General features: G+C 70.9%; 26 protein-coding genes. 10 read left to right on the top strand and 16 right to left on the bottom strand.

Annotated elements, in window-relative coordinates; all coding sequences use genetic code 11:
• The first annotated feature begins 93 nt into the window (after positions 1–93).
• Positions 94–1,305, top strand: coding sequence for a magnesium transporter MgtE N-terminal domain-containing protein (locus ABD331_RS26955; RefSeq protein WP_344480084.1), 1,212 nt, complete (start codon positions 94–96; stop codon positions 1,303–1,305).
• Positions 1,295–1,777 (top strand): DUF1003 domain-containing protein, encoded by a 483-nt coding sequence (locus tag ABD331_RS26950; RefSeq protein ID WP_344480081.1) that lies wholly within the window; start codon positions 1,295–1,297, stop codon positions 1,775–1,777. The genes ABD331_RS26955 and ABD331_RS26950 overlap by 11 nt, the downstream gene beginning before the upstream one ends.
• A 14-nt stretch (positions 1,778–1,791) precedes the next feature.
• Here ABD331_RS26950 and ABD331_RS26945 read toward each other — a convergent pair whose 3' ends face one another.
• Entirely contained in the window at positions 1,792–2,274 is a 483-nt protein-coding gene (locus ABD331_RS26945; protein ID WP_344480078.1) for a MarR family winged helix-turn-helix transcriptional regulator, read from the bottom strand.
• A gap of 158 nt (positions 2,275–2,432) precedes the next feature.
• Here ABD331_RS26945 and ABD331_RS26940 point away from each other — a divergent pair, with 158 nt between their 5' ends.
• A complete protein-coding gene (locus ABD331_RS26940; RefSeq protein WP_344480076.1) occupies positions 2,433–3,572 on the top strand; it encodes an Mrp/NBP35 family ATP-binding protein in 1,140 nt (379 codons plus the stop codon).
• 143 nt (positions 3,573–3,715) lie between these two features.
• Here ABD331_RS26940 and ABD331_RS26935 read toward each other — a convergent pair whose 3' ends face one another.
• From ABD331_RS26935 to sigE, 4 genes are all read right to left on the bottom strand, one after another.
• Complete coding sequence (locus tag ABD331_RS26935) at positions 3,716–4,084, bottom strand: sec-independent translocase (protein ID WP_344480074.1); 369 nt, start codon at positions 4,082–4,084, stop codon at positions 3,716–3,718.
• Positions 4,085–4,242: 158 nt separating this feature from the next.
• Positions 4,243–6,252 (bottom strand): trypsin-like peptidase domain-containing protein, encoded by a 2,010-nt coding sequence (locus ABD331_RS26930; protein ID WP_344480072.1) that lies wholly within the window; start codon positions 6,250–6,252, stop codon positions 4,243–4,245.
• Between the two features lie 165 nt (positions 6,253–6,417).
• Positions 6,418–6,945 (bottom strand): anti-sigma factor family protein, encoded by a 528-nt coding sequence (locus ABD331_RS26925; protein ID WP_344480070.1) that lies wholly within the window; start codon positions 6,943–6,945, stop codon positions 6,418–6,420.
• Between the two features lies 1 nt (position 6,946).
• A complete protein-coding gene (sigE, locus tag ABD331_RS26920) occupies positions 6,947–7,579 on the bottom strand; it encodes an RNA polymerase sigma factor SigE (protein WP_148440425.1) in 633 nt (210 codons plus the stop codon).
• A gap of 173 nt (positions 7,580–7,752) precedes the next feature.
• Between sigE and ABD331_RS26915 the strand changes: the two genes are divergently transcribed.
• A complete protein-coding gene (locus tag ABD331_RS26915; RefSeq protein ID WP_344480066.1) occupies positions 7,753–8,391 on the top strand; it encodes an O-methyltransferase in 639 nt (212 codons plus the stop codon).
• Between the two features lie 3 nt (positions 8,392–8,394).
• On the opposite strand, the gene ABD331_RS26910 is transcribed toward ABD331_RS26915, so the two are convergent.
• A complete protein-coding gene (locus ABD331_RS26910) occupies positions 8,395–9,798 on the bottom strand; it encodes a leucyl aminopeptidase (protein WP_344480063.1) in 1,404 nt (467 codons plus the stop codon).
• An 81-nt stretch (positions 9,799–9,879) separates the two neighbouring features.
• On the bottom strand, positions 9,880–10,047 hold the full coding sequence (locus tag ABD331_RS26905; RefSeq protein WP_020545024.1) for a DUF3117 domain-containing protein: 168 nt from the start codon (positions 10,045–10,047) through the stop codon (positions 9,880–9,882).
• Between the two features lie 159 nt (positions 10,048–10,206).
• Here ABD331_RS26905 and ABD331_RS26900 point away from each other — a divergent pair, with 159 nt between their 5' ends.
• Together ABD331_RS26900 and ABD331_RS26895 are read left to right on the top strand one after the other, a co-directional pair.
• On the top strand, positions 10,207–11,001 hold the full coding sequence (locus ABD331_RS26900) for a PaaX family transcriptional regulator (RefSeq protein ID WP_344480060.1): 795 nt from the start codon (positions 10,207–10,209) through the stop codon (positions 10,999–11,001).
• 77 nt (positions 11,002–11,078) lie between these two features.
• Positions 11,079–13,337, top strand: a complete 2,259-nt coding sequence (locus ABD331_RS26895) for a polysaccharide lyase 8 family protein (RefSeq protein ID WP_344480057.1) — start codon at positions 11,079–11,081, stop codon at positions 13,335–13,337.
• Here ABD331_RS26895 and ABD331_RS26890 read toward each other — a convergent pair.
• The 6 genes from ABD331_RS26890 to ABD331_RS26865 all read right to left on the bottom strand — a co-directional run bounded on the left by ABD331_RS26890 (position 13,294) and on the right by ABD331_RS26865 (position 18,336).
• Positions 13,294–13,815 carry a DNA-3-methyladenine glycosylase I gene (locus ABD331_RS26890; protein ID WP_344480338.1) on the bottom strand — a complete coding sequence of 174 codons (522 nt, stop codon included), beginning with the start codon at positions 13,813–13,815 and terminating at the stop codon, positions 13,294–13,296. The genes ABD331_RS26895 and ABD331_RS26890 overlap by 44 nt on opposite strands.
• Positions 13,816–13,844: 29 nt before the next feature.
• On the bottom strand, positions 13,845–14,729 hold the full coding sequence (locus ABD331_RS26885; protein WP_344480054.1) for a hypothetical protein: 885 nt from the start codon (positions 14,727–14,729) through the stop codon (positions 13,845–13,847).
• A 94-nt stretch (positions 14,730–14,823) separates the two neighbouring features.
• Positions 14,824–15,408: an LOG family protein gene (locus ABD331_RS26880; protein WP_344480052.1), complete on the bottom strand. Its 585-nt coding sequence runs from the start codon at positions 15,406–15,408 to the stop codon at positions 14,824–14,826.
• Between the two features lie 11 nt (positions 15,409–15,419).
• Positions 15,420–16,217 carry an LOG family protein gene (locus tag ABD331_RS26875; protein WP_344480049.1) on the bottom strand — a complete coding sequence of 266 codons (798 nt, stop codon included), beginning with the start codon at positions 16,215–16,217 and terminating at the stop codon, positions 15,420–15,422.
• Positions 16,218–16,445: 228 nt separating this feature from the next.
• Positions 16,446–17,501 (bottom strand): succinyl-diaminopimelate desuccinylase, encoded by a 1,056-nt coding sequence (dapE, locus tag ABD331_RS26870; RefSeq protein ID WP_344480047.1) that lies wholly within the window; start codon positions 17,499–17,501, stop codon positions 16,446–16,448.
• Position 17,502: 1 nt separating this feature from the next.
• Positions 17,503–18,336 (bottom strand): 2,3,4,5-tetrahydropyridine-2,6-dicarboxylate N-succinyltransferase, encoded by an 834-nt coding sequence (locus ABD331_RS26865; RefSeq protein ID WP_344480045.1) that lies wholly within the window; start codon positions 18,334–18,336, stop codon positions 17,503–17,505.
• Here ABD331_RS26865 and ABD331_RS26860 point away from each other — a divergent pair.
• Complete coding sequence (locus tag ABD331_RS26860) at positions 18,335–19,186, top strand: hypothetical protein (RefSeq protein WP_344480043.1); 852 nt, start codon at positions 18,335–18,337, stop codon at positions 19,184–19,186. The two genes, ABD331_RS26865 and ABD331_RS26860, sit on opposite strands and share 2 nt — an antisense overlap.
• Before the next feature lie 5 nt (positions 19,187–19,191).
• Here the strand turns inward: ABD331_RS26860 and ABD331_RS26855 are convergent, their stop codons facing one another.
• From ABD331_RS26855 to fdxA, 3 genes are all read right to left on the bottom strand, one after another.
• The gene (locus ABD331_RS26855) at positions 19,192–19,851 is read right to left on the bottom strand and encodes a DUF4178 domain-containing protein (protein ID WP_344480041.1); all 660 of its coding nucleotides are present in this window, start codon (positions 19,849–19,851) and stop codon (positions 19,192–19,194) included.
• A gap of 93 nt (positions 19,852–19,944) precedes the next feature.
• Complete coding sequence (dapC, locus tag ABD331_RS26850; RefSeq protein ID WP_344480040.1) at positions 19,945–21,015, bottom strand: succinyldiaminopimelate transaminase; 1,071 nt, start codon at positions 21,013–21,015, stop codon at positions 19,945–19,947.
• A 95-nt stretch (positions 21,016–21,110) separates the two neighbouring features.
• Positions 21,111–21,437, bottom strand: a complete 327-nt coding sequence (gene fdxA / locus ABD331_RS26845) for a ferredoxin (RefSeq protein ID WP_080047500.1) — start codon at positions 21,435–21,437, stop codon at positions 21,111–21,113.
• Between the two features lie 106 nt (positions 21,438–21,543).
• Here fdxA and ABD331_RS26840 point away from each other — a divergent pair, with 106 nt between their 5' ends.
• The 3 genes from ABD331_RS26840 (at position 21,544) to ABD331_RS26830 (ending at position 23,744) form a co-directional block, all read left to right on the top strand.
• Positions 21,544–21,780, top strand: a complete 237-nt coding sequence (locus ABD331_RS26840; RefSeq protein WP_344480039.1) for a putative acetyltransferase — start codon at positions 21,544–21,546, stop codon at positions 21,778–21,780.
• An 11-nt stretch (positions 21,781–21,791) separates the two neighbouring features.
• On the top strand, positions 21,792–22,865 hold the full coding sequence (locus ABD331_RS26835; RefSeq protein WP_344480038.1) for an ABC transporter substrate-binding protein: 1,074 nt from the start codon (positions 21,792–21,794) through the stop codon (positions 22,863–22,865).
• A gap of 102 nt (positions 22,866–22,967) precedes the next feature.
• Complete coding sequence (locus tag ABD331_RS26830; RefSeq protein WP_344480036.1) at positions 22,968–23,744, top strand: class I SAM-dependent methyltransferase; 777 nt, start codon at positions 22,968–22,970, stop codon at positions 23,742–23,744.
• Positions 23,745–23,801: the final 57 nt, after the last annotated feature.

Genomic DNA, 23,801 nt, shown 5'->3' with positions numbered 1-23,801 from the left:
ACACCATCCATCACGTAATCACCGTTTAGCAGGTTTGATACTGACACGACGGGCGTCGGAAAGGAAAGAGGGCAGCGCTGTTAGCCTGGCCACGTGAAGATCTTCGTGGCCCGGCTTCCCGGGACCCCGGTCTTCGACCCGGCAGGAGACCAGATCGGCCGGGTCAGAGACGTCGTGGTCGGGCTGCGCATCGGCCGGCGCCCGCGGGTGCACGGCCTCGTGGTGGAGGTGCAGCCGCGCCGCCCGGTGTTCCTGCCCATCACCCGGGTACGCCGCATCGAGTCGGGATCCGTGGTCTTCACAGGACGGCTCAACATGCGCAGGTTCGAGCAGCGCGCCACCGAGACTCTGGTCATCGGCCAGATGCTCGACCTCACGGTGAGCGTCGGCGACCAGCCGATGACGGTCTACGACGTGGCCATGGAGGAGCTGAAGCCGTCCACCTGGGAGATCACCAAGGTCGCCGTCTACAAGGGCAGGCGGCGCGAGCCGCGCACGGTCGACTGGGCGGAGGTGTCCGGGTTCGACACGCTGCAGAAGGACCAGGGGGCGGCCGGGCTGATCGCCGCGTTCGAGTCGCTGCGCGCCGCCGACATGGCCAGCGCGCTGCACGACCTGCCCATCAAGCGGCGCGTCGAGATCGCCCGCGCGCTGCGCGACGACCGGCTGGCCGACGTGCTGGAGGAGCTGCCGCCCGACGACCAGATCGGCATCCTGGGCAGGCTGGAGCCCGAGCGGGCGGCCGACGTGCTGGAGGAGATGGGCCCCGACGACGCCGCCGACCTGCTGCACGACCTGCCCGAGGAGCAGGCGGCCGAGCTGCTGGCGCTGATGGAGCCGTGGGAGGCGGCGCCGGTGCGGCGGCTGCTGACGTACCCGGAGACCAGCGCGGGCGGCGTGATGACCAGCGAGCCGGTGATCCTGCCGCCGAACGCCACCGTGGCCGAGGCGCTGGCGCACATCAGGCAGCAGGACCTGACGCCCGCCGTGGCCTCGCAGGTCTACGTGACCAGGCCGCCGACCGAGACGCCGACGGGGGCGTACCTGGGGGTCACGCACTTCCAGCGGCTGCTGCGCGAGCCGCCGTCCACGCTGCTCGGCGCCGTGCTCGACCCGTCGATCGACCCGATCAGGCCGGAGTTCACACTCCGGCAGGTGACCTACTACCTGGCCCACTACAACCTCGTCGCCGCGCCCGTGGTGGACGAGCTGGGCCGCCTCGTCGGCGCCGTGACCGTGGACGACGTGCTGGACCACCTGCTGCCCGAGGACTGGCGCGAGAGGGCCGACGACCGTGACGACTGACCGTCTCGACCAGCCGAGGGAGCTGCGCCGCACGCTGCGCCCGCACTACGACCCGGAGGCCTTCGGCCGCCTGTCGGAGCGGATCGCGCGCTTCCTCGGCACCGCCCGGTTCCTGGTCTACATGACCGTGTTCGTGGCGCTCTGGGTGATCTGGAACGCGGTCGCGCCGCAGGGCTGGAAGTTCGACCCGTACCCGTTCATCTTCCTCACGCTGATGCTGTCGCTGCAGGCCAGCTATGCCGCGCCGCTGATCCTGCTGGCCCAGAACCGGCAGGACGACCGCGACCGCATCCAGTACGAGCAGGACCGCGAGGCCGCCGAGCGGAACCAGGCCGAGATCGAGTACCTGACCCGCGAGATCGCCGGGCTGCGGCTGGCGCTGAACGACGTGGCCACCCGCGACTACCTGCGCGCCGAGCTGGGCAGGCTGCTGGAGGAGATCAAGGGCACCGGCCAGGACGCGGGCCGCTGAGCCCGTCCGCCCGGCTAAGGGAGCCGGCCGGGACGCGGAGAGCCGAGCCCGTCCTCCAGCTTGGCGAGCAGGCGGCGCACCTGGGCCAGCTCCCCCGCGTCGAGCATGTCGAGGAACTGCCTCCTGATGCCGCGCAGGTAGGTCGGCGTCGCCTCGGCCAGCCGGGCCGCGCCACGGTCGGTCAGCACCGCGAACAGGCCGCGCGCGTCGTCGGCGCACGCCTCGCGGACCGCCAGGCCGTCGCGCTGCAGGCGGTCGATGAGCCTGGTCAGGCCGCTGCGCGAGAGCAGGACGCGCTCGGCCAGGTCGTTCATGCGCAGCCGCCGGTGCGGGGCCTCGGCGAGCTGCGCCAGCACCTCGTACGAGGCCAGCGGCAGCGCGTGCGCGACGAGCAGCTCACTCTCCAGATGGCGGGTGACGCGCACCTGCGCACGCTGCAACATGCGCCAGACCGCCAGTTCCCCGGCGGTCAGGCTCTCGTCGCGCAGAAGAGTCACGGAGTAACCTTAGACGTTGTTGCACAGACATCTAACAGTGCGGATTAACCCAGCGCGGGCTCTGGTTCATACCATGGAGGGGCATCCTCGCTGGCGCTCAGCGCCTGTCACACCCATACGACAAAGGAGGGACGGCACTCCCTCGTGCCGAGACTTCGATGGCACCAACCCAGGAACTCGTGACGGCGGCTCTGTCCACCGTCATCGACCCGGAGATCCGTCGCCCGATCACGGATCTCGACATGGTCAAGAACATCGAGATCGCTCCCGACGGGGCGGTGCGCGTAGGCGTGTACCTGACCGTGGCCGGCTGTCCGATGAAGGACACCATCACCCGCGATGTCACGACCGCCGTCTCCAAGGTCGAAGGTGTGACGGGCGTCCAGATCGAGCTGGACGTCATGAGTGCCGAGCAGCGCAAGACGCTCCAGACCAAGCTGCGCGGCGACCGCGGGCCCGAGAAGGAGATCCCGTTCAACCAGCCTGGCTCGCTGACCCGCGTGTTCGCGGTGGCCAGCGGCAAGGGCGGGGTCGGCAAGTCGTCCGTCACGGTCAACCTGGCCGCGGCCATGGCCGCGAGCGGCCTCAAGGTGGGCATCGTCGACGCCGACATCTACGGTCACAGCATCCCTCGCATGCTGGGGGCCGCCGAGCGGCCCACCAAGGTCGAGGACATGATCATGCCGCCGTCGGCCCATGACATCAAGGTCATCTCGGTGGGCATGTTCAAGCCGCCGGGCGGCAACACGCCGGTGGTCTGGCGCGGCCCCATGCTCGACCGGGCGCTGCACCAGTTCCTCGCGGACGTCTACTGGGGCGACCTCGACGTGCTGCTGCTCGACCTGCCCCCGGGCACCGGCGACATCGCCATCTCGGTGGCGCAGCGGCTGCCCGGCGCGGAGATCCTGGTCGTGACCACCCCGCAGATGGCCGCCGCCGAGGTGGCCGAGCGGGCCGGCTCGATCGCCGCCCAGACCCACCAGCAGATCGCCGGCGTCATCGAGAACATGGCGTGGCTGCCCTGCCCGCACTGCGACGAGCGCATCGCCGTCTTCGGCGAGGGCGGCGGCCAGACGGTGGCCGACGCGCTGACCCGCACGCTGGGCGCGCGCGTCCCGCTGCTGGGCCAGGTGCCGATCGACATGCGCCTGCGCGAGGGCGGCGACGAGGGCAAGCCGCTGGTCCTGACCGACCCCGACTCGCCGGCCGCCGCCGAGCTGTCGAGGATCGCGGCCGGGCTGAGCAAGCGTTCCTCCAGCCTGAAGGGCCTGCAGCTCGGCCTGGCGCCGCGCCGCTGACCCTGGCCGAGTTCTGGCGCCGCGCCGCTGACCCTTGGCCGGGTCCGGCGCAGCGCCGCTGATCTTGGCTGTGGTACGCGAAAGCCCCCTCCATCCGCGGAGGGGGCTTTTTCACGCCCTCTACAGGGCGGTGTAAGGCCTTGTCAGGTCGCTTCGGCGTCGTAGGGCGGCAGTTCCCCGTAACTGAGCTCATCGACCGGCTCAGGCGCGTACGGAGCCGCGGCGACGGACTCCAGCTCGCGCGGCTTGTCGGGGTTGTTCCAGTCGTCCTCGAGGTCGTCCAGAAGATGCTTGCGGACGAAGTTGCGCGGGTTGAGGTCGGCAGGGTCGAAGTTCTGGAACTCCGGGCCCAGGCCCGCCCGCAGGTCGTCGCGTGCGTTGTTGGCCATCCGGCGCAGGTTGCGCAGCGTCTTGCCGGCCTGCGCCGCGGCCTGGGGCAGCCTTTCCGGACCGAAGACGAGCAGCGCGATGACGATCAGCGCTCCGATCTCCATCCACCCGAGTCCGAACACCGTGAGCTCCTACCGCAGTCAAACCTCTCCGAGGACAACCCCGGCCTATCCACAGACTAAGGGCTCCATCGGGTAGGTCGGTCGTCTCCTCCGGGTCATATCATCCACGGCCCGGGGCGGCGTCCCGCCGCAGGGTCCCCCGCGGCGGGACGGAAGGCTCAGGAGGGCGAGGGGGTGGGCTCGTCCTCGGCCACCACGGTGAGGGTGGCGGTGCGTTCCTGACCGGCCCGCTGGTACTTGATGTTGATCTTCGAGCCGGGCGTCTTGCTGCGGATCAGCGCGATCAGCTCGTTCCCGTCCTGCAGCGTCAGGCCGTCGATCTCCAGGATCACGTCACCGGCCTGCAGCCCGGCCTGGTCGGCGGGACCGCCCTTGGTGACCGGCTGCTGCCCGCCCGCGGGCTCCGAGGCGATGCGGACGCCCTGGCCCTTGTAGTCCTTGTCCAGCACGATGCCGATCTTCGGCCGCTTGGCCTTGCCCGTCGTGATCAGCTCTTCCGCGACCCGCCGCGTCTGGTTGACCGGGATCGCGAAGCCCAGGCCGATGCTGCCGCTCTGGCTGCTCACCGAGCGTCCCAGCGTGGCGATGGCCGAGTTCACGCCCACGACCTCGCCCCTGCCGTTCACCAGCGGGCCGCCGGAGTTGCCCGGGTTGATGGCGGCGTCGGTCTGGATGGCGCTGATGTAGGCCGGCTCCTCCGAGCTGGTGCCCGTCTCGTCGCCGGCGATCACCGGGCGGTTCAGCGAGCTGACGATGCCCGTCGTCACCGTGCCGGTCAGGCCCAGCGGGGAGCCGATCGCGATCACGGGGTCGCCCACCACCACCTGGTCGGAGTTGCCGAGGGTGATCTCCGGCGTGCCGAACGTCTCCTCCGGCTTGACCACCGCCAGGTCCGAGCCCGGGTCACGGCCGACGATGCGGGCCGTGGTGGTCTTGCGGTTGTTGAACATGATCCGGATCTCGCCGCCGTTGGCCGCCAGCGAGACCACGTGGTTGTTCGTGACCACGTAGCCGTTCTTGATCAGGAAGCCTGAGCCCGTCGCGCCCTCGGTGTTGCTGCCGTTGCCGACCTCCAGCGAGACCACGCTGGGCAGCACCCGCGCGGCCACGCCCGCCACCGAGTCGGGCTCGCGGCTGGTCGCTCCCGTCGGGAGCGGGCCGAGGCTGTAGGAGGGGTCGTTGCCGCTGCTGGGCTTGGTCAGCAGGTACGTGCCCACGCTGCCGAACAGCGAGGCCACCAGGGCGATGACCACGGCCATGGCGATCAGGAAGCCGGTGCCAGGGCCTCGCCTGGCCGCGCCCGCGCCGCCGGGAGGCGGTGGGGCCCAGCCTTGGCCCATGCCCAGGGCCTGGCGCGGGGGCGGGGGGCCTCCAGGCCCGCCGGGGCCGCCCGGGCTGCCTGGGCCGCCTGCGCCACCGTAGTTCGGTGCGCCGCCGCCGAACGGCGGGCCGTCGTAGGAGCGGGCGCCGCTGTCCGGCGAGCCGAAGAACGGGCTGTCGTAGACGCGCGTGCCGTTGTCGGGCCGCGAACCGCCCTCGGGCGAGCCGAACGAGGGGCCGTCGTACGAGCGGGTCGAGTGGTCGGGCGAGCCGAAGGACGGCTGGCCGCCGTCTGGCGGGCCGAACGCGGGGCTGTCGTACGAGCGCGCCGACCCGTCGGGCGACCCGAACGAGGGGCTGTCGTAGGAGCGGGTCGAGTGGTCGGGCGAGCCGAAGGACGGCTGGCCGCTGGGACGGCCGCCGTCGGGCGGGCCGAAGGAGGGCGCGCCGTACTGGGGGCCAGTCTGAGGGCCGGTCTGGGAACCCGTCTGGGGGCCGGTCTGGGCGGGGCTGTCCTGGCCGGAGCCGGGTGAGCCGTAGGAGGAGCCGTTCGAGGGCGAGGCGTCGCCGGCCGAGGAGCCGCCCGACGACCCGCCCGACGAGCCATAGGGGGAGCCGTAAGGAGCGCCGTACGACGGTTCGTACGAGCGCGACTCGTACGGCGGCGAGCCGTGGACCTCGGGACGCCCGGACGGGTCGCCCCACGTGGTGCCGAACGAGGCGGGCGGCTCGGGCCGCCTGCCGTCCTGTTCGGGCCTGTCGTCAGCGGGCAGGAATTCCGGCCGCCCCTGTGGCTCGGGGGAGTCCGACGGTGTGCGTCCTTCGCTGGACCGCGTCTCGTCGGTCATCTAAGTCTCACCACTCCTTGGCTCGGCCACCGCAATCCTCGCTCTTGCGGCATACGAGGGTTATAAAGGTTTTGTCAGGACTTGCTTGTGACAATTCCCGAACCCAGATCGTATGCCCCGCGCGCCGCCGACTACGCCAACCGTTCGCTGCCCGGCATGAGCCGGTCAAGGTGTGGCGGTCGAAGAGCCGTTCGTAGGCGTAGTACGGGCCTGCTGCTGGAACAGTTCAACCGGCGGGGCCGGATTGCTCTGGCCGATGCCGGTGGTCGCGAAGAAGGTGCCGATCGCCACGGCCGCCGAGACCACCCCGACGGCCACGTACGCCGATCGCCTCCTACCACCGCGGCCAGGGCCCGAGGCTCCACCGGTGGCGGCCCTGCGCGGGCGGTTGTCGAGGGGTGCGATCGTGTGCGGCCCAGGGATGGGCACTCCCCCGAACGTACGGCTGGGGAAAGGGCGCTCCCTCGGCGGCAGCGGCCCGCCCGGCTCCGCCATCCGGAGCAGGGACATCGTCAGGTCCATCGGCATCGCGGGGGTCTCGAGGGAGCGCAGGCGCGTCTTCAGCGCGCGTACCGACTCGACCTCCCGCCTGCAGTCAGCGCAGAATGTCAGATGCGCGAGCGCGCGCTCGCGCTCGGTGTGGTTGAGCTCTCCGTCTACCAGCGCGGAAACACGCTCACCAAGATGAGACATATCAGACTTCCTCCCCACGGATCACGGTCGGGGGGAGTTGAGAATTACGGGGGGCTCGATGGTCGAGCGCCTCCCGCAACTGCGCCCGGCCACGGTGAATACGGCTTCGGACCGTACCCAGCTTGACGCCGAGCGTGGCCGCGATCTCCTCGTAAGACAGGCCCTCGATGTCACACAGCACGATCGCGGCCCGGAACTCCGGGGCGAGCGCGTCGAGGGCGGCCTGGATGTCGGGCTCCAGGTGGGCGTCGTCGAACGCCTGCGCCGGAGACGGCTCACGACCGCGCAGCCGTTCGGCCGCGTCGTCCGCGAGACCCTCGAACCTGATGCGCTGCTTGCGCCGCGCCATGTCGAGGAACAAGTTGGTCGTGATCCGGTGCAGCCACCCCTCGAACGTGCCAGGGGTGTAGCTCGACAGCGACCTGAAAACCCGGACGAAGACCTCCTGGGTGAGGTCCTCGGCATCGTGGACATTGCCGGTCAACCGGTACGCCAGCCGATACACACGCGCGGAGTGCGTCCGCACGACCTCCTCCCACGTTGGAGGAGTCCAATCAGACGACACGGGAGTATCCGTCTGGTGGTCGCTTTCGTCCACCAGAACTCCTCTCTCTGGGACCACCGCTACCGCCATAGTGCCTGGTTTCGTCCCTTCGTGCGCACTGCCTGCCTTCCGGACCGGCAAAGCCCGTTTAAACCTGCAACGCCTTAGGTCCCTCCTGAGTTCCCGTCCCGGCGCGTCTCCCCTAGGCTGCGATCGGTGCCAATCTCGCGGACCAATCGCACGAAAGTGGGGGGAGGAGGCCGATGACCACTCCGGTGGAGGCCACTCTGGCCTATGCGGAGCAGTTCCATCACGAGGATGAGATCCTGCACGCGGCGCGGCAGCGCGGCCTGGAGATGGGGGCGACGCCCGTCCTTCCCGGCGCGGGGGCGGCGTTGTGCTTCCTCGCGACCGCCGTCAACGCCAAGTCCGTCGTCGAGGTCGGCACGGGCTGCGGCGTCTCGGGGCTGTGGCTGCTGCGCGGCATGCGCAGCGACGGCACGCTGACGAGCGTGGACGTGGAGCCCGAGCACCAGCGGCTCGCCAGACAGGCGTTCACGGAGGCCGGCTTCTCCGGCAGTCGGGTGCGGCTGATCTCCGGCCGGGGGCTCGACGTGCTGCCGCGGCTGTCCGACGGCGGCTACGACATGGTCTTCGCCGACGGCTCCAAGTACGAGTACGCCGACTACCTGGCCGAGGCGGTCCGGCTGCTGCGCGTGGGCGGCATCGTGGCCTTCGACAACATGCTGTGGCACAACCGGGTGGCCGACCCCGCGCAACGCGACTCTGAGACGGTGGCGCTGCGCGAGGTGGGCAAGCTGGTGCAGTCGGACGAACGGCTGCGCTCGGTGCTGATGCCGCTGGGCGACGGCCTGCTCGCGGCCATCAAGATCAGCTCATAGAACTCAGCTGCTGGTCAGCCACTCCAGCAGCAGGCGCACGCCGAAGCCCGTGGCGCCCTTGGTCAGCACGCCCTCGTCCACCGTGCTGCGCCCGACACCGGCGATGTCGAGGTGCGCCCACGGCCGCTCGCCCGCGAACTCGCGCAGGAACAGCGCCGCCGTGATCGACCCCGCCCCGAACGTGGAGCCCGACTCGACGTTGGCCAGATCGGCGACCGACGACTCCAGCGCGGGCGTGTAGTCCTCGATCAGCGGCATCCGCCACAGCCGGTCGTCGGCGGCCTGCCCCGACTCGACGAGCTGCTTGGCCAGCAGGTCGTCGGAGGAGTAGACGGCGCCGACGTTGCGGCCGAGCGCCACCGTGACCGCCCCGGTGAGCGTGGCGATGTCGACCACCGCGTCGGGGTCGAGCTCGGCGTCGGCGTAGGCGAGCGCGTCGGCCAGCACCAGGCGGCCCTCCGCGTCGGTGTTGAGCACCTCGACCGTGCGCCCGCCGTAGTGCGTGATCACGTCGCTGGGCCGCTGCGAGGTGCCCGAGGGCATGTTCTCGGCCGCCGCGATCAGGCCGGTGACGCGTACGGGCGCCTTCAGCGCGGCCAGCGCGCCGAGCACGGCGATGACGACGGCCCCGCCCGCCATGTCGGTCTTCTGGAACTTCATGTTGGCCGTCGGCTTGAGCGACAGCCCGCCCGAGTCGAACGTGATGCCCTTGCCGACCAGCACGACGTGCCGCTCGGCCGGCTCCTCGGGGGTGTAGGAGAGCTGGATGAGCCGCGGCGGGCTGACGGAGCCCCTGCCCACGGCGAGGATGCCGCCGAACCCGCCGGCCCGCAGCTCCTCCTCGTCCCAGACCCGCACCGGCAGGCCGCTCCCCGCGGCCTGCTCCGCCAGCCACGCGGGGTTCTTCACGGAGGCGGGCGTGTTGGCCAGGTCGCGGGCGAGCGCCACCGCGCGCGCCACGGTCTCCGCGCGCCGCACCCGCTCCTCGTCGGCGCCGGCGAACACCAGCTCCCGCACGGCCTTGCGGCCCGCGCCGCCGATCCTGAACGTGTACGCCGCCAGCAGCGCCGCCTCCGCGAACGGGGCCACGTCGGCGTCGGGCGTCACCACGGTCAGCGTGTCGCGGCCTCTGGCCTTCCTGGTGAGCCCGGTGGCGGCGGTGCGCAGCGCCTTGGGCGAGCCGTCGCCCACGCCGTACAGCAGGACCCGCCCGACCCCGCCGGCCCGTGCCACCGGAACCTCGACGATCTCGCCCGCCTCCCCCTTGGCCTCGTAGTGGGCCAGCAGCTCGGACACCGGCAGGGGCAGCTCGACCCCGGGGCTGAGGTCCGCGGCGTAGGGCACGGCCAGCAGCTCGGCGTCGTCGGGAACCTCGGCGACCACCGTCGCAGTGGTCTCAATCGGCACGGGAATCTCTCCTCGAACGTCAGCGACCCTGGCGCCGGTCTACGCCAGGGTCGTGGAACAAGTTGTCTGTATCGGGAGCGCTCAGCCGACGACGTTCTTCAACGCCTCGCCGAGCGCCTTTGCCTCGTCGGCGGAGATCTCCACGACGAGCCGGCCGCCACCCTCCAGGGGGACCCGCATGACAATGCCGCGCCCTTCCTTGGTGACCTCGAGCGGACCATCGCCGGTCCGCGGCTTCATCGCCGCCATGCGTGCATCCCTTCCTGCCTTGGGCTCCCGCGGCCCGCGATTTCCGACCTCCCGAGGGGGTGGTCGGCGCATTCACGTCTTCTGTGATGTCCTATTCTCCCGCATCGAGAGCCCTCATGGGTAACGATCTCCTCCCAGAATGCGTTGTCGAGGCGTGCGATGACGTCCAAACTGGACTTCGTGCACGCTCGCGCCGCTCTGTTCGATCTCTACGGAGACCACCTGCGCTCGCGCGGTGGCCAGGCGTCCGTCGCCGCGCTCGTCCGGCTGATGAAACCCCTGGAAATCGCCGCTCCAGCGGTACGCACGGCGGTTTCGCGGATGGTCCGGCAGGGCTGGCTGCAGCCGCTGCGGCTCCCCCAGGGCGCCGGTTACGGGCTGACTCCGAAGTGCGTCAGGCGGCTGGATGAGGCCGCCCTGAGAATTTACCGAGCCGGGACACTCACCTGGCACGGCCGCTGGCACGTGATCGTCTTCGAGCCCGTGAAGGAGCGTCCGCGCAGGGAACGGCTGCGCGCCGATCTGACGTTCCTCGGGTACGCGTCGCTGTCGGAGACCACCTGGATCGGCCCGCGCTCCTCCATCGAGCTGGACAACCTGCTCGAAGGCGAGGGGGTGCGCGCCGACAGGTTCGACGCGGCGCTGGAGGGCGACCCCCGCGAGCTGGTCGCCCGCGCCTGGGACCTGGCGGCCATCGGCGAGGCGTACGAGCACTGGCACGCCGAGGCCGTCACGCTGATCAGCACGCTGCCCGAGGGGGCGCCGCCCGACCAGGTGTTCGCCACGCGCAGCCGGCTCGTGCACGGCTGGCGCAACTTCCTGTTCCGCGATCCGGGGCTGCCGCCGGAGCTGCTGCCGGCGGGCTGGCCCGGAGAGAAGGCCAGGGCGTACTTCGAGCAGGAGGCCACCCGGCTGCTGCCCGCGGCGGCGGCGTTCGTCGACAAGGAGCTGTGAAGCGCTCTCCAGAAAGAGTTGCAACATTCAACGGTGAGTAACTGATCAACCACGCTCCCATGAGACATGCTGGCGCCATGCGTTCTTCTGACGCCTCGTCGCCCGCCGCGTACGACTTCGAGGCCCTCCGCGCCACCGCCACCGACCTCCTCACCGGCGGAGACCTCGACCTGACCGACCCGGCCTACAGCCGGCCGCTGGCGGCGCTCAGCGAACGGGCCGCCACCTGGCTGGCCCAGATGGTGCCCGGCCTCATCTGGCCGGACCTGCCGCTCGAAGGCCGCCCGGGTCACGTCACCGGCAGCTACGGGCGGCTGCGCGCCATCGCCACCGCCTGGGCCACGCCCGGCACGGATCAGCACGGCGACGACGCCGTGGCGGCGAAGGTGATCGAGGCGCTCGACCTGCTGTACGAGCGGCACTACAACGAGCGGCTGCCCGAGACGGGCAACTGGTGGTTCTGGGAGATCGGCACCCCCGCCGAGCTGAGCCGCGCCTGCGTGCTGCTCGGCGACCGGCTCGACGCGGGCAGACTGGACGCCTACCTCGGCGCGATCGACCGCTTCTGCCCCGACGCCGACCGCCGCGCCGGCTGGCCCGACGCCAGCGAGAGCGGCGCCAACCGGGCCGACAAGGCCGCGATCGTCGCCTTCCGCGGCGTGGCGGGCCGCCACGCGGGCAAGCTCGCGCTGGCCCGCGACGGGCTCTCCGACGTGCGCGACGGCGGGCGGCACAGCGTCTTCGGGTACGTCGACGCGGGCGACGGCTTCCACCGCGACGGCTCGTTCATCCAGCACGCCGTGGTCGCCTACACGGGCTCGTACGGCCTGTCCCTGCTCATCGCCGTCGCCGAGACCGTGGCGCTGCTGCACGGCTCGCCCTGGGAGGTCTCCGACCCCGGACGGCGGGTCGTGCTGGACGCCGTGGAACGCTCTTTCGCGCCCTTCATGTACGACGGGCTGCTCATGGACACCGTCAGGGGCCGGGCGGCCACCAGGCAGGCGTTCCCGGACAGCGTGGCGGGCCACGCGGCGATCGGCGCCGTCCTGCTGCTGGCGCGCAGCGCGCCCGAGCCGTACAGGAGCCGCTTCGAGGAGCTGGCCAAGGGGTGGATCGAGCGCGGCAAGGCGCTGCCGTACCTGGAGCACGCGAGCGTCGCGGAGACCCGGCGGGCGGTCGCCGTGCTGGACGACAAGACGTCCGAGGCCGCGCCGGGGCCTTCGGGGCACTTCGTGTTCCCCGCCATGGACCGGGTCGTGCACCGGCGTCCCGGCTGGGCGGTGGCGATCAGCATGTCGTCGCACAGGACCGCCGCCTACGAGGCGATCAACGGCGAGAACCGGCACGGCTGGTACACCGGCGACGGCATGACCTACCTCTACGCGAGCGACCACGACCACTACGGGCGCGACTTCTGGCCCACCGTGAACCCGTACCGGCTGCCGGGCGTCACGGTCGATCCGCGCCCGCGCGCCGACCTCGACTTCCAGGTCCACCGCCCGCCCACCCCGTGGGCGGGCGGCGTGGTGCTCGACGGCCAGTACGGCGTCAGCGCCATGGAGCTGATCAGCGACGGCGCGAGCCTGCGGGCCCGCAAGTCGTGGTTCTGCCTCGACGGCGCCGTGGTGGCGCTCGGCAGCGGCATCACCAGCTTCGACGGCCGTACCGTCGAGACCGTCATCGAGAACCGCGCGACCGACGTCGAGCCGCACCTCGGCGACGGCTGGGTGCACCTGGCCGGGGTGGGCGGCTACGTGTTCGAGGGCGCCAGGATGCTCGTCGAGACGCGTACGGGCCGCTGGCGCGACATCAACACCGGCGACGACACCGCGGGCGCCTTCGAGCCCGTCACGCGCCGCTACGTGACCTTCTGGTTCGACCACGGCGTGAACCCGTTCGACGCCTGCTACGCGTACGTGCTGCTGCCGAACGCCAGCCGCGAGCGGACCCGCTCCTTCCGCGGCACCCGGCCCGCGCGGGTCCTGAGCAACACCGCCGAACTGCAGGCCGTGCGGACGCGGTCGCTGTTCGGGGCCGTGTTCTGGACGGCGGGCAGCGCCTGGATCATGAGCGCGGACAAGCCGTGCGTGGTGATGGCGCGCCGGGCCAGCCAGCGGCTCCTGCTGTCCGTGGCCGACCCCACCAGGACGGCGGACGCCGTCACCATCACGTTCAGCCGCACCATGGGCGGGGTCGTCCGCGCCGACGACACCGTCACGGTGCACACCGGCAAGAAACCCACCATCGTGGTCGAGGTCGGCGGGTCGATGGGGCGCTCACACAGCGTGGAGCTCAGCGACTTCGGCGGGCCACGCAGCCTTGGATGTGATCGTTGACCAGCCCTATCGCCTGCATCAGCGCGTAGGCCGTGGTCGGGCCGACGAACTTGAAGCCGTGCTTCTTCAGCTCCTTGGCCAGCGCCTTCGAGCCGGGCGTGACGGCCGGCACGTCGGCCATCGACCCCGGCACCGGCGCCCCCGGGTCGGCGTGCCGCCACACCAGCTCCGACAGGCCGCCCGGCAGGTCGAGCGCCGCCCTGGCGTTGCTGATCGCCGCCTCGATCTTGGCCCGGTTGCGGATGATGCCCGCGTCGGCGAGCAGGCGCTCCACGTCCTGCTCCGTGTACGCGGCCACCTTCGGGATCGAGAAGCGGTCGAAGGCGGCGCGGAAGTTCTCCCGCTTGCGCAGGATCGTCAGCCACGACAGGCCCGACTGGAACGCCTCCAGCGAGACCCGCTCGAAGACCGCGTCGTCGCCCTGGACCGGGACGCCCCACTCCTCGTCGTGGTAGGCGAGGTACATCGGGTCGGCCATGCCCGCCCAGGTGCAGCGGATCGGGTCGGTCACCGGCGGTCGTCACCGTCCTTGGCGGCGGCGGCCCGCACGGGCTGCTCGCCGTCGGCCTTGTCGTCCGTCCCGGAGCCGGTACCGGCTTCGGGCTCGTCCGCCGTCTTCAGCTCCGCCTCGGGCTCCTCCGGCTTGCTCTCTGGCTCCAGTCCGGGCTCGCCCTCGCCCTTCGGCCCCTCCGCGGGCGGGTCGGCGGCAGGCGGGTCGGCAGGTGAGCCAGCAGGCGCATCGGCGGCCTGCTTCTCGGGGCGCGCGGCGGCGTGCGTGTCAGCATGCGTCTCGGCGTGCGTGTTGGTGGGCGCCTCGACGGGCGTTTCGACGGGCGAGGGGGCGGGCGTGTCGGCGAGGCCGTTGGCGGGTGAGGAGGCGGGCGTGTCGGTGGTGCCGGGCTGGGGCACGCGCCAGTCCGGCTCCTCCGGCAGGTGGCCAAGCTCCGCCCCGCCGTTCCAGTCGACCGTGGCCCCGCTGACCGACACAGGGTCGCCCGACTCGGGCAGCTCGCGCGGCGTGGCGGGCGCCTCCGGCGTGTGCTCGGTGCGCGGCCCCGCCCCCGGCGCGGCGTAGATCTCCTGCCGCGCGTGCAGCCGGCTGGACAGCAGCTCGGAGACACGCTGCTCCAGCACCGCGATCCGGGTGTCGCGCGCGCTGATGGCTCCGGCGGCCCTGCGCAGGGTCTCGTCGACGCTCTGCGTGTGGTAGCCGACCAGGTTGACCGGCAGTTGGAGCGCCATGAAGTCGACCGCCGTGAGGTGACCGGCCTCGGGCAGGTCGAGCGGCGGCACGTCGGGCGGGAACTCGGTCAGCTCACCGCCCCTGCCCAGGGAGACCAGGACGACGCAGGCCAGGATGGCGACGGCGGCGATGGCGAGTATGACCAGCACATTGGCATCGTACTCACACGGTGGACCACATTCTCGCGGTCCACCGCAAGTCGCGCATACCGCGCGTACCGCCTGGGCGGGGCGGCGTCGCAGGTCAGCCGGTGGCCTCGCCCAGCTCGGCGACGCTGGGACGGACCGGCTGCGCGGGCGATTCGAGCGCGGCGAACGCCTCTTCGACGGTCGTGGTCCAGGAGATCGCGTCGAAGACGTCGGCGCGGGTGAAGCCCTGCTCGTACATGCCGTCCACGAGCTGCCGCAGCGGGTCGTACAGGCCCCAGGGGTCGAGCAGCACCAGGGGGCGGTCGTGCAGGCCGAGCACCCGCGCCGTCCAGATCTCGAACAGCTCCTCCAGCGTGCCGAGGCCGCCCGGCAGCACCAGGAACGCGTCGGAGCGGGCGTCCATGACGCCCTTGCGCTCGCGCATGTCGGAGGTGACGATCAGCTCGTCGGCCTCCTCGTCCGCCACTTCCATGTCCACGAGGGCCTGGGGGATCACTCCGACGGTGTGGCCGCCGGCCGCGCGGGCCGCGGCGGCGACGGCGCCCATGCAGGAGACGGAGCCGCCGCCGCTGACCAGGGTGTGGCCGCGCTTGACCAGCTCCGTGCCCACGGTCCCGGCAAGCTCGATGTACTTTTTGTCGATCTTCAGGCTGGAGGCGCAGTAGACGCAGATGTTCACGTCGCAGAAGCCTATTGGGGCTCCGCCGTCTGGGCCGCGGTGGCCTCGATCTCCTCTTCGCGCTGCTTGGACCTGGCCCGGTCGGCGTCCGCGATGATGCGGACGGCCTCGTCCACGTCGTCGGTGACGCTGATCAGGTCGAGGTCCTGCGGCGCGATCTTCCCGCTGCTCAGCAGCGAGCCCTTGATCCAGTCGAGCAGCCCGCCCCAGAACTCCGAGCCCATCAGCACCACGGGGAACGAGGTGACCTTGTGGGTCTGCACCAGTGTGAGCGCCTCGAACAGCTCGTCGAGCGTGCCGAAGCCGCCGGGCAGGGCGATGAAGCCGCAGGAGTACTTGACGAACATCGTCTTGCGCACGAAGAAGTAGCGGAACTCGATGCCCAGGTCGACGTAGTCGTTCATGCGCTGCTCGAAGGGCAGCTCGATGCCGAGCCCGACCGACACCGCGCCCTCGACGTCGCGCGCGCCCCGGTTGGCCGCCTCCATGACGCCGGGGCCGCCGCCCGTGATCACGGCGTAGCCCGACTCGGCCAGCCGGCGGCCGAGCGCGCGGCCCGTCTCGTACTCGGGGGTGCCGGGCCTGGTGCGGGCCGAGCCGAAGACGGTGACCGCCTGCGGCAGCTCGGCGAGCTGGCCGAAGCCCTCGACGAACTCCGCCTGGATGCGCAGCACCCGCCACGGGTCCATGTGCACCCAGTCGGAGGACCCCTGGCGCGCGAGCAGGCGCTGGTCGTGGGTGGAGGTGGGGACGAGGTTGCCGCGTACGACGGCCTGCCCCTGGCGGCGCTCCCGGCGATTGTGTTCCATGCGGATCACGCTAGCTCCTCCCGATCGCGGCCGTTTTCCCGCGCGTCCTGGCACTCAGACTGCTCTCGGGAGGCGAATCCCCTGGTAGCGGGGGTGGAACAACGGCCTAAAAAATCTTGAAAGAAGCGTGGAACCGAATTTCGACCCACCCGCGTCTAACCGCATGAGGGTGCTGCTCGGGACTGAAAGTGGTCTTCCCCGCCAAATGGCCGGCGAGGAAGGCCACTTTCATATTGTCAGCCAGTCGAGCATCGCGCGCTCGCTCTCGACGATCTTCGGCAGTGACACGTACTCGCCCTGCTGATGCGCGAGGTTCGGATCCCCCGGGCCGTAGTTGACGGCGGGGACGCCCAGCGCGGAGAAGCGGGCGACGTCCGTCCAGCCCAGCTTGGCGCGCGGGGCGCCGCCGACGGCCGCGGTGAAGGCCGCCGCCACCGGATGCGTGAGCCCCGGCCTGGCCGCGGGCGCGGCGTCCACGAAGCTCACCGCGAAGCCGTCGAACACCTCGCGCACGTGCTCCTGGGCGTCCTCGATCGACAGGTCGGGCGCGTAGCGGTAGTTGACCGTCACCACGCACAGGTCGGGGATGACGTTGCCCGCCACCCCGCCGCGCACGCCGACCGCGTTCAGCCCCTCGTGGTACTCCAGCCCGTCGACGACGGGCCGCCGCGGCTCGTACGCGTTCAGCCTGGCCAGCACCGGCTCGATGCCGTGGATGGCGTTGACCCCGAACCAGGAGCGCGCGGAGTGCGCCCGCTTGCCGGTCACCGTGACCTCGGCGCGCAGCGTGCCCTGGCAGCCGCCCTCGATCACGCCGTCCGTGGGCTCCATCAGCACCGCGAAGTCGGCCGCCAGCCAGCCGGGGTGGTCCCTGGCGACCCTGGTCAGGCCGTTGCGCTCGGCCTCGACCTCCTCGCAGTCGTAGAAGACGTAGGTGACGTCCCTGTTGGGCGCGGGCACGGTGGCCGCCAGCTTGAGCGCGACCGCCACGCCGGCCTTCATGTCGGAGGTGCCGCACCCGTACAGCAGGTCGCCCTCCACCCTGCTGGGCAGGTTGCCCGCGGTCGGCACGGTGTCGAGGTGACCGGCGATCAGCACGCGCTCGGCGTGCCCCAGCTCCGTGCGGGCCACGATCGTCTCGCCCGAGCGGGTGACCTTGAGGTGCGGCAGCGCCGACAGCGCCCGCTCGACCTCGGCGGCCAGCGCCTGCTCTGCGCCGCTCACCGACTCGATGTCCACGATCGCCGCAGTCAGGTCGCGTACGTCCTGCGTCAGGTCCAGCATTTCAGGTGTTCACCCCATGTGCGCGCAGCGTCTCGTTGATCGCCGCCTTGTCGTGCCGCCGCCCCGGCTCCAGCCGCTTGATCACCAGCACGCACGGCAGGCCGAACGTGCCTCCGGGGAACTCCTTCATCCGCGTGCCCGTCACGGCCACGCACCACGGGGGGATCTGCCCGCGGGCCAGCTCCTCACCCGTCTCGGTGTCGATCACCGGGATGGACGCCGACAGGATCGTGCCCGCGCCCACCACCGCGCCGTCGCCGACCCGGGCGCCGTCGACGATCATCGACCGGCTGCCGATCAGCACGTCGTCGCCGATCACCACGGGCACGGCGCTGGGCGGCTCCAGCACCCCGCCGATGCCCACGCCGCCGGACAGGTGCACGTTCCTGCCGATCTGGGCGCACGATCCGACCGTGGCCCACGTGTCGACCATCGTCCCCGAGTCGACGTACGCGCCGATGTTGGTGAAGGAGGGCATGAGCACCACTCCGGGCGCCAGGTACGAGCCCCAGCGCGCGATCGCCCCCGGCACCACCCGCACGCCGTCGAAGGAGCTCTTCAGCGGATGCCTGTCGTGGTGCTGGAAGTCGCCCACCTGGGAACGTGCCAGGCCGAGCACCGTGAAGCTGAGCAGGATCGCCCGTTTGGCCCGCTCGTCCACGACCACCTCGTCGCCCACGACCCTGGCCACCCTGGCCTCGCCCCTGTCGAGCAGGTCGACCGCGCCGACGACCAGGTGACGCGCCTCGGCGTCGGCCGGCGACAGCTCCGCGCGGCGCTCCCACAACTCGTCCACCACTGGAGGGAGCGGTGACGAGGTGCTCACTTGACTCATGGCCACGGAGCTTATCCGGCCGGGTAGGTTCTTCAGGGTGCGCCTGCGCTTCTCACGTGGAGTCATCACCATCGCGATCATCGTGGTCGTGCTCGCCGTCGGTGTGTCCGTGGGTTTGTACCAGATTCTCAAGCGGACGCCCCTGGCCGCGCCGCCCGAGGCGTCCTGCTCCGTGACCACGCCGGAGGGCGCGCGCACGCTCCTGCCCGAGCAGGCCCAGATCGCCGCCACCATCGCGGCCGTCGCGGCGCGCCGCAAGCTGCCCGAGCGGGCCGTGGTCATCGCGTACGCCACCGCGATGCAGGAGTCGAAGATCCAGAACCTGGACTTCGGCGACCGCGACTCGGTCGGCGTGTTCCAGCAGCGCGAGTCGCAGGGCTGGGGCAGCAAGAAGCAGCTCATGGACCCCGTCTACGCCACGAACAAGTTCTTCGCCGCGCTGGTGAAGGTCAAGAACTACCGGAAGATCCCGCTCGCGGAGGCGGCGCAGGCCGTGCAGCGTTCGGCGGGCGGGTACGCGTACGCGCCGCACGAGACGGAGGCGAAGATCCTCGCGGCGGCCTTCACCGGGCGGGTCCCGAAGTCCGTGCACTGCTGGTACCCACCGGCCAGGACGCCCGCTCCGCAGCCGCGCGCCGAAGAGGCGCGCAAGCAGCTCGCCAGGGCGATGGGCAGCACGACGATCACCACCAGGAAGCGCGGCTGGCTGGTGGCGGCCTGGTCGGTGGCCCACGCCGAGAAGTACGCGCTGAGCAAAGTGGGCTACAACGGCGCGACCTGGGTCAACGACCTGGAGGCCGAGGGGTGGCAGAGCGGCTCGGCCGGGGCGCGCAAGGTCGAGCTGGCGTAGCAGCCCTACGAGGCGCGGCGGACGATGGAGATGGAGCCGGGCGGGAGCGGCTGGGCGTAGCTGGCCGTCCACGAGCCGCCCTGGATGCGCTCGAACGACAGCAGCCGCCCGTCGGCGGCCCGGTAGTCGGCGAAGTCCAGCAGCCCGCGGTCGGGGTTGCCGGTGTCGCCCTCGCTGCGGAAGGCGGCCGTGCCCCGATCCATCGGGAAGAACTCCACGCCCTCCATGATGAGCATGCTCTTGGCCGGCACCATGCCCTGCGTGGGCACGTCGTTCCAGAGCTGCACCTCCAGGTGCGGCGGGTCGCCCGCCCGCACCTCGACCGACAGCCACTGGAACCGCCGCGAGGCGTCACGCAGCAGGAACTCGGTCCACTGCGCGCCCTGCCAGGAGATGTGCATGGCGCCCAGCACGCGTGCCGGAGCCCCGAGCACCTCGATCCGGTCGCCGATCCGGATCGTGCGAGGGTCGGTGTAGTCGGTGCCGACATGGCCGGGTGCGCTCACCGGCGCGGCCAGCGGGGTCTCGATGGCGGCGACCTCGGCGGGCGGCGCGCTCGTACGGCGGCCCTTCCTGTCTTGCCGCAGCGTGGCCCAAAAGGCCCCGAGCAGCAGCAGGACGGTGGCGATGCTCAGCCCGAGTACGACCATGGAGGTCACGCTCATCGATCAGCTCGCTCCACTCGCGGTCTGCCTCGGCGTTAGCCCTTATTTATGTGTGGGGAGCCCTCAATCGCGGCTCGCTTTTGACGGGCGATCCTACTGGAGGCGGCGCACCGCCGCACCGATCCGTTCGTCAGTGGCGGTGACGGCGATGCGGATGTGGCGCCCACCTGCTGATCCGTAGAACTCGCCCGGCGCGACCAAAATCCCGATTTCGGAAAGCTTGCCTACCTGATCCCAGGCACTCTGCCCGTTCGACGCCCAGAAGTACAGACCGGCCGTCGAGTGGTCGATGCTCCAGCCGGCCTTCTCCAGCGCGGGGCGCAGCACGGCGCGGCGGGCGGCGTACAGCTCGCGCTGCTTGTCGGCGTGCTCGTCGTCGGCCAGCGCGACCGCCATGGCCGCCTGCACGGGCTGGGGCATCAGCATGCCCGCGTGCTTGCGGGTCTCCAGCAGCCGCTTGACCAGGGCGGGGTCGCCGGTCACGAACCCGGCGCGGTAGCCCGCCAGGTTGGAGCGCTTGGAGAGCGAGTGGACGGCGAGCAGCCCCTCGTGGGAGCCGCCGCACACGTCGGGGTGCAGGATCGAGACCGGCCGTTCCTCCCAGCCCAGCTCGATGTAGCACTCGTCGGAGGCCACGACCGCGCCGCGTTCGCGCGCCCAGGCCACCACCTTGCGCAGGTGCTCGGCGGGCAGCACCCGGCCCGTGGGGTTGCCGGGCGAGTTGACCCAGATGAGGTCCACCGGCTCGGGCCCGAGCGCGAGCGTGCTGTCGGAGGCCGTGCCCGCCGCTCCGGCCAGCCTGGCGCCCACGTCGTAGGTGGGGTAGGCCAGCTCGGGGAAGACGACCCGCTTGGCGCCCAGGTAGGTGGGCAGCCAGGCGACGAACTCCTTGGACCCGATGAGCGGCAGCACGTCCTGCTGACCGACCGTGACGCCGTGCCTGCGGCTCAGCCACCCGGCGGCGGCCTCGCGCAACGCCTTGGTGCCGTGGGTGAAGGGGTAGCCGGGGCTGTCGGCCGCCTGGGTGAGCGCGTCCTGGACGATCCTGGGCACGGGATCGACGGGCGTGCCGATCGACAGATCGACGATGCCGTCGGGATGTGCCAGCGCGCGCTCCTTGTACGGCTCCAGCCGATCCCAGGGGAAGTCAGGCAGCTTGTTCACGATTCTCCAGGGTGTTGCGTCGCCGTACGGAGGCGCGTGTGAACGGGGCGCATCCATCTTCGCCGGATGCCCCCGTGCACGGCGCGACAGAACTCTTAGTGGTCCTCGCCCTGCGGCGGCAGCGCGGCCACGACAGGGTGGTCCTTGTCGATCTTGCCGACCTTCGAGGCCCCACCGGGCGAGCCGAGGTCCTCGAAGAAGTCCACGTTCGCCTTGTAGAAGTCCTTCCACTGCTCGGGAAGGTCGTCCTCGTAGAAAATCGCCTCGACGGGGCACACAGGCTCGCACGCGCCGCAGTCCACGCACTCGTCGGGGTGGATGTAAAGCATGCGCTCGCCCTCGTAGATGCAATCGACGGGGCACTCCTCGATGCACGCCTTGTCCAGGACGTCCACGCAAGGCTGCGCGATGACGTAGGTCACCTCGAGCTCCTTCTTCTCCAGCACCATGGCATGACTCTGACCGCGGTTTGCTACGCCCTAGTATTGCCGTGCTTGCCAGCTGGCCGAAACGGAGGGTGGCAAACTCGTGGTCGCACGCCTCGTGATCGCCATTACAACTCAGGACATCGGCGCACGGATCACCACGCGAAGACGGGTCCCGGGCGGGTTTCGCGACGCGGTGGGCATCCTCGTGTCGTGGGCGGATGGAGTGCTCGAAATCCGCAAAAAGGACGGCACGGTCGTGACGATCCAGGAGGAGAGCCTGGTGGCCGCCAGGGTCGTACCGGCCGCGCCTCCTCGACCTGGGCGAATGCAACAGTAAGTATTCGTTGTGTGACTGTACGTACCTGCGCCGCCGCAGCAGCCATCCTCGCCAGCGCCGGATGCGGCGCGTCGTCCACCGATTCCACGACCACCACGGAGACCAAGAATCTGCCGCCGGTCAACGCCCAGGCCGGCTCACTGAAGGCCGGCTTCGGCACCATGGAGCGCCTGGCGGAGACCGCGCAGCGCGAGGGCGAGCTGAACGTGATCGCCCTGCCCCGCGACTGGGTCAACTACGGCGAGATCATCGACACCTTCGCCGACAAGTACGACATCAAGGTCAACCAGCTCGAACCGGGAGCGAGCAGCGCGCGGGAGCTCGACATCGCCGCGAAGCTCAAGCCCGACGTCTTCGACCTGACCATGGACGTGGCCGTCTCGGGGGCCGACCGCTTCGCCCCGTACAAGGTGCAGGGCTGGCAGGACCTGCCCGACCAGGTCAAGGATCCGTCCGGCGCCTGGTACGCCGCCTACGGCGGCTACATGTCCATCGGGTACGACCCGCGCGAGGTCAAGCCGCCCGCCACGTTCGCCGACCTGCTCAAGCCCGGCCACCGGGTGGCGCTCGACGGCGACCCCCTGCGCTCGGCCGCCGGGTTCGGCGGCGTGATGGCCGCCTCGCTGCGCGCCGGGGTGCCGCGTCCCGAGCAGGGCGTGGCGCTGTTCGCCAAGCTCAAGCAGGAGGGGCGGCTCACCGAGCCGGCCAAGGCCAACGTCATCGTCGCCTGGGACCACCTGAACGCGGCGCGCGGCGCGAGCCACCCCGACGCGTGGAAGGTCACCATCCCGCGCGACTCCGCGCTCGGCGGCTACCACGTGCAGGCGATCAGCAAGGCGGCCCCGCACCCGGCGGCGGCCCGGCTGTGGCAGGAGTTCCTGTTCTCCGACGAGGGCCAGAACCTGCTCCAGAAGGGCTTCGCCCGGCCGGCGCGCGGCGAGGCGATGCTCATGAAGGGCACCCTCGACGCCGAGCAGGCCGCGAAACTGCCCAGGCCGCCCGGCCCGCCCGTGCTGATGACGATTCCGCAGGCCGACGCCGCGAAGGCGTACCTCAGGAAGGAGTGGTCGAAGAGTGTGGGATGAGTCCGAAGTGACTTGATATGTCGTAGGGACGATCAGGCTCTAAAGTGAACAGACAGCACGGCCACGGGGGCCCGATGTCTGATCGAATGTGAGCTGATCGTCTTGCGATACGACACACCGAGCTTGGAGCGGTGGAACAGTCGCGCCTACGACAGCAGTTTCGGCTACGTCTCGACACAGGGCGCGCCACTGGTCGACCTGCTCGACGCGCGCGCCGGCGAGCGCGTGCTCGACCTCGGCTGCGGCACCGGGGTGCTGACCGCGCAGATCGCGTTCAGAGGCGCCGAGGTCCTCGGGATCGACGGCTCCGCCGCGATGATCGAGAAAGCCATCGCCCAGTACCCCGGGCTCGACTTCATCGTCGGCGACGGGCACGACTTCACGGTCGTGGACCCGTACGACGCGGTGTTCTCCAACGCCGCGCTGCACTGGATGAGCCGCGACCCCGCCGCCGTGATCGCCAGCGTCCGCGAGGCACTCAAGCCTGGCGGGCGCTTCGTCGCGGAGATGGGCGGAGCCGGCAACTGCGCCGAGCTGACCACCGCGATGCTGACCGCCTGGCGCGAGTACGGCCTGCGCGAGCCCGAGCTCCCGTGGTACTTTCCCACGCCTGCCGAGTACGCCCGCCGCCTCGAGCAGGAGGGGTTCGTGGTCAGGTTGCTGGAGTACTTCGACCGGCCGACTCCCCTGGACGAGTGCCCCGGCGGGGCCGCCGACTGGGTGCGCATGTTCGCCGCCTCGGTGCTCGAAGGGCTTCCCCCCGAGATCGTGGAACCCCTGCTCCGACGCGTGAACGAGCTCGCCGCACCCGCACTTCGCAGGGAGACTGGCTGGATGGCCGACTACGTGCGTCTACGCTTTGCCGCTGTTCGGCGTTGATGCGCCGAGCATGATGCGTAGGGCTGATTTGCCGGACTATGGTCTGTTCCGTGGGCG

It is taken from the genome of Nonomuraea monospora (genome assembly GCF_039531895.1).
In the GTDB taxonomy this organism is placed as follows: Bacteria; Actinomycetota; Actinomycetes; order Streptosporangiales; family Streptosporangiaceae; genus Nonomuraea; species Nonomuraea monospora.
Note: the sequence above shows the minus strand (reverse complement) of the source record. Positions and strands in the feature narration are given on the sequence as shown.

What these genes read in the sequence shown, in the direction of transcription:
- ABD331_RS26860 (WP_344480043.1), top strand. Translation starts at nt 18,335, where the DNA reads ATGGCCACGGAGCTTATCCGGCCGGGTAGGTTCTTCAGGGTGCGCCTG.
- ABD331_RS26900 (WP_344480060.1), top strand. Translation starts at nt 10,207, where the DNA reads ATGACGTCCAAACTGGACTTCGTGCACGCTCGCGCCGCTCTGTTCGAT.
- ABD331_RS26940 (WP_344480076.1), top strand. Translation starts at nt 2,433, where the DNA reads ATGGCACCAACCCAGGAACTCGTGACGGCGGCTCTGTCCACCGTCATC.
- ABD331_RS26915 (WP_344480066.1), top strand. Translation starts at nt 7,753, where the DNA reads ATGACCACTCCGGTGGAGGCCACTCTGGCCTATGCGGAGCAGTTCCAT.
- ABD331_RS26875 (WP_344480049.1), bottom strand. Translation starts at nt 16,217, where the DNA reads ATGGAACACAATCGCCGGGAGCGCCGCCAGGGGCAGGCCGTCGTACGC.
- ABD331_RS26865 (WP_344480045.1), bottom strand. Translation starts at nt 18,336, where the DNA reads ATGAGTCAAGTGAGCACCTCGTCACCGCTCCCTCCAGTGGTGGACGAG.
- ABD331_RS26930 (WP_344480072.1), bottom strand. Translation starts at nt 6,252, where the DNA reads ATGACCGACGAGACGCGGTCCAGCGAAGGACGCACACCGTCGGACTCC.
- sigE (WP_148440425.1), bottom strand. Translation starts at nt 7,579, where the DNA reads ATGGCGGTAGCGGTGGTCCCAGAGAGAGGAGTTCTGGTGGACGAAAGC.
- ABD331_RS26890 (WP_344480338.1), bottom strand. Translation starts at nt 13,815, where the DNA reads ATGGCCGACCCGATGTACCTCGCCTACCACGACGAGGAGTGGGGCGTC.
- dapE (WP_344480047.1), bottom strand. Translation starts at nt 17,501, where the DNA reads ATGCTGGACCTGACGCAGGACGTACGCGACCTGACTGCGGCGATCGTG.
- ABD331_RS26905 (WP_020545024.1), bottom strand. Translation starts at nt 10,047, where the DNA reads ATGGCGGCGATGAAGCCGCGGACCGGCGATGGTCCGCTCGAGGTCACC.
- ABD331_RS26855 (WP_344480041.1), bottom strand. Translation starts at nt 19,851, where the DNA reads ATGAGCGTGACCTCCATGGTCGTACTCGGGCTGAGCATCGCCACCGTC.
- ABD331_RS26895 (WP_344480057.1), top strand. Translation starts at nt 11,079, where the DNA reads ATGCGTTCTTCTGACGCCTCGTCGCCCGCCGCGTACGACTTCGAGGCC.
- ABD331_RS26925 (WP_344480070.1), bottom strand. Translation starts at nt 6,945, where the DNA reads ATGTCTCATCTTGGTGAGCGTGTTTCCGCGCTGGTAGACGGAGAGCTC.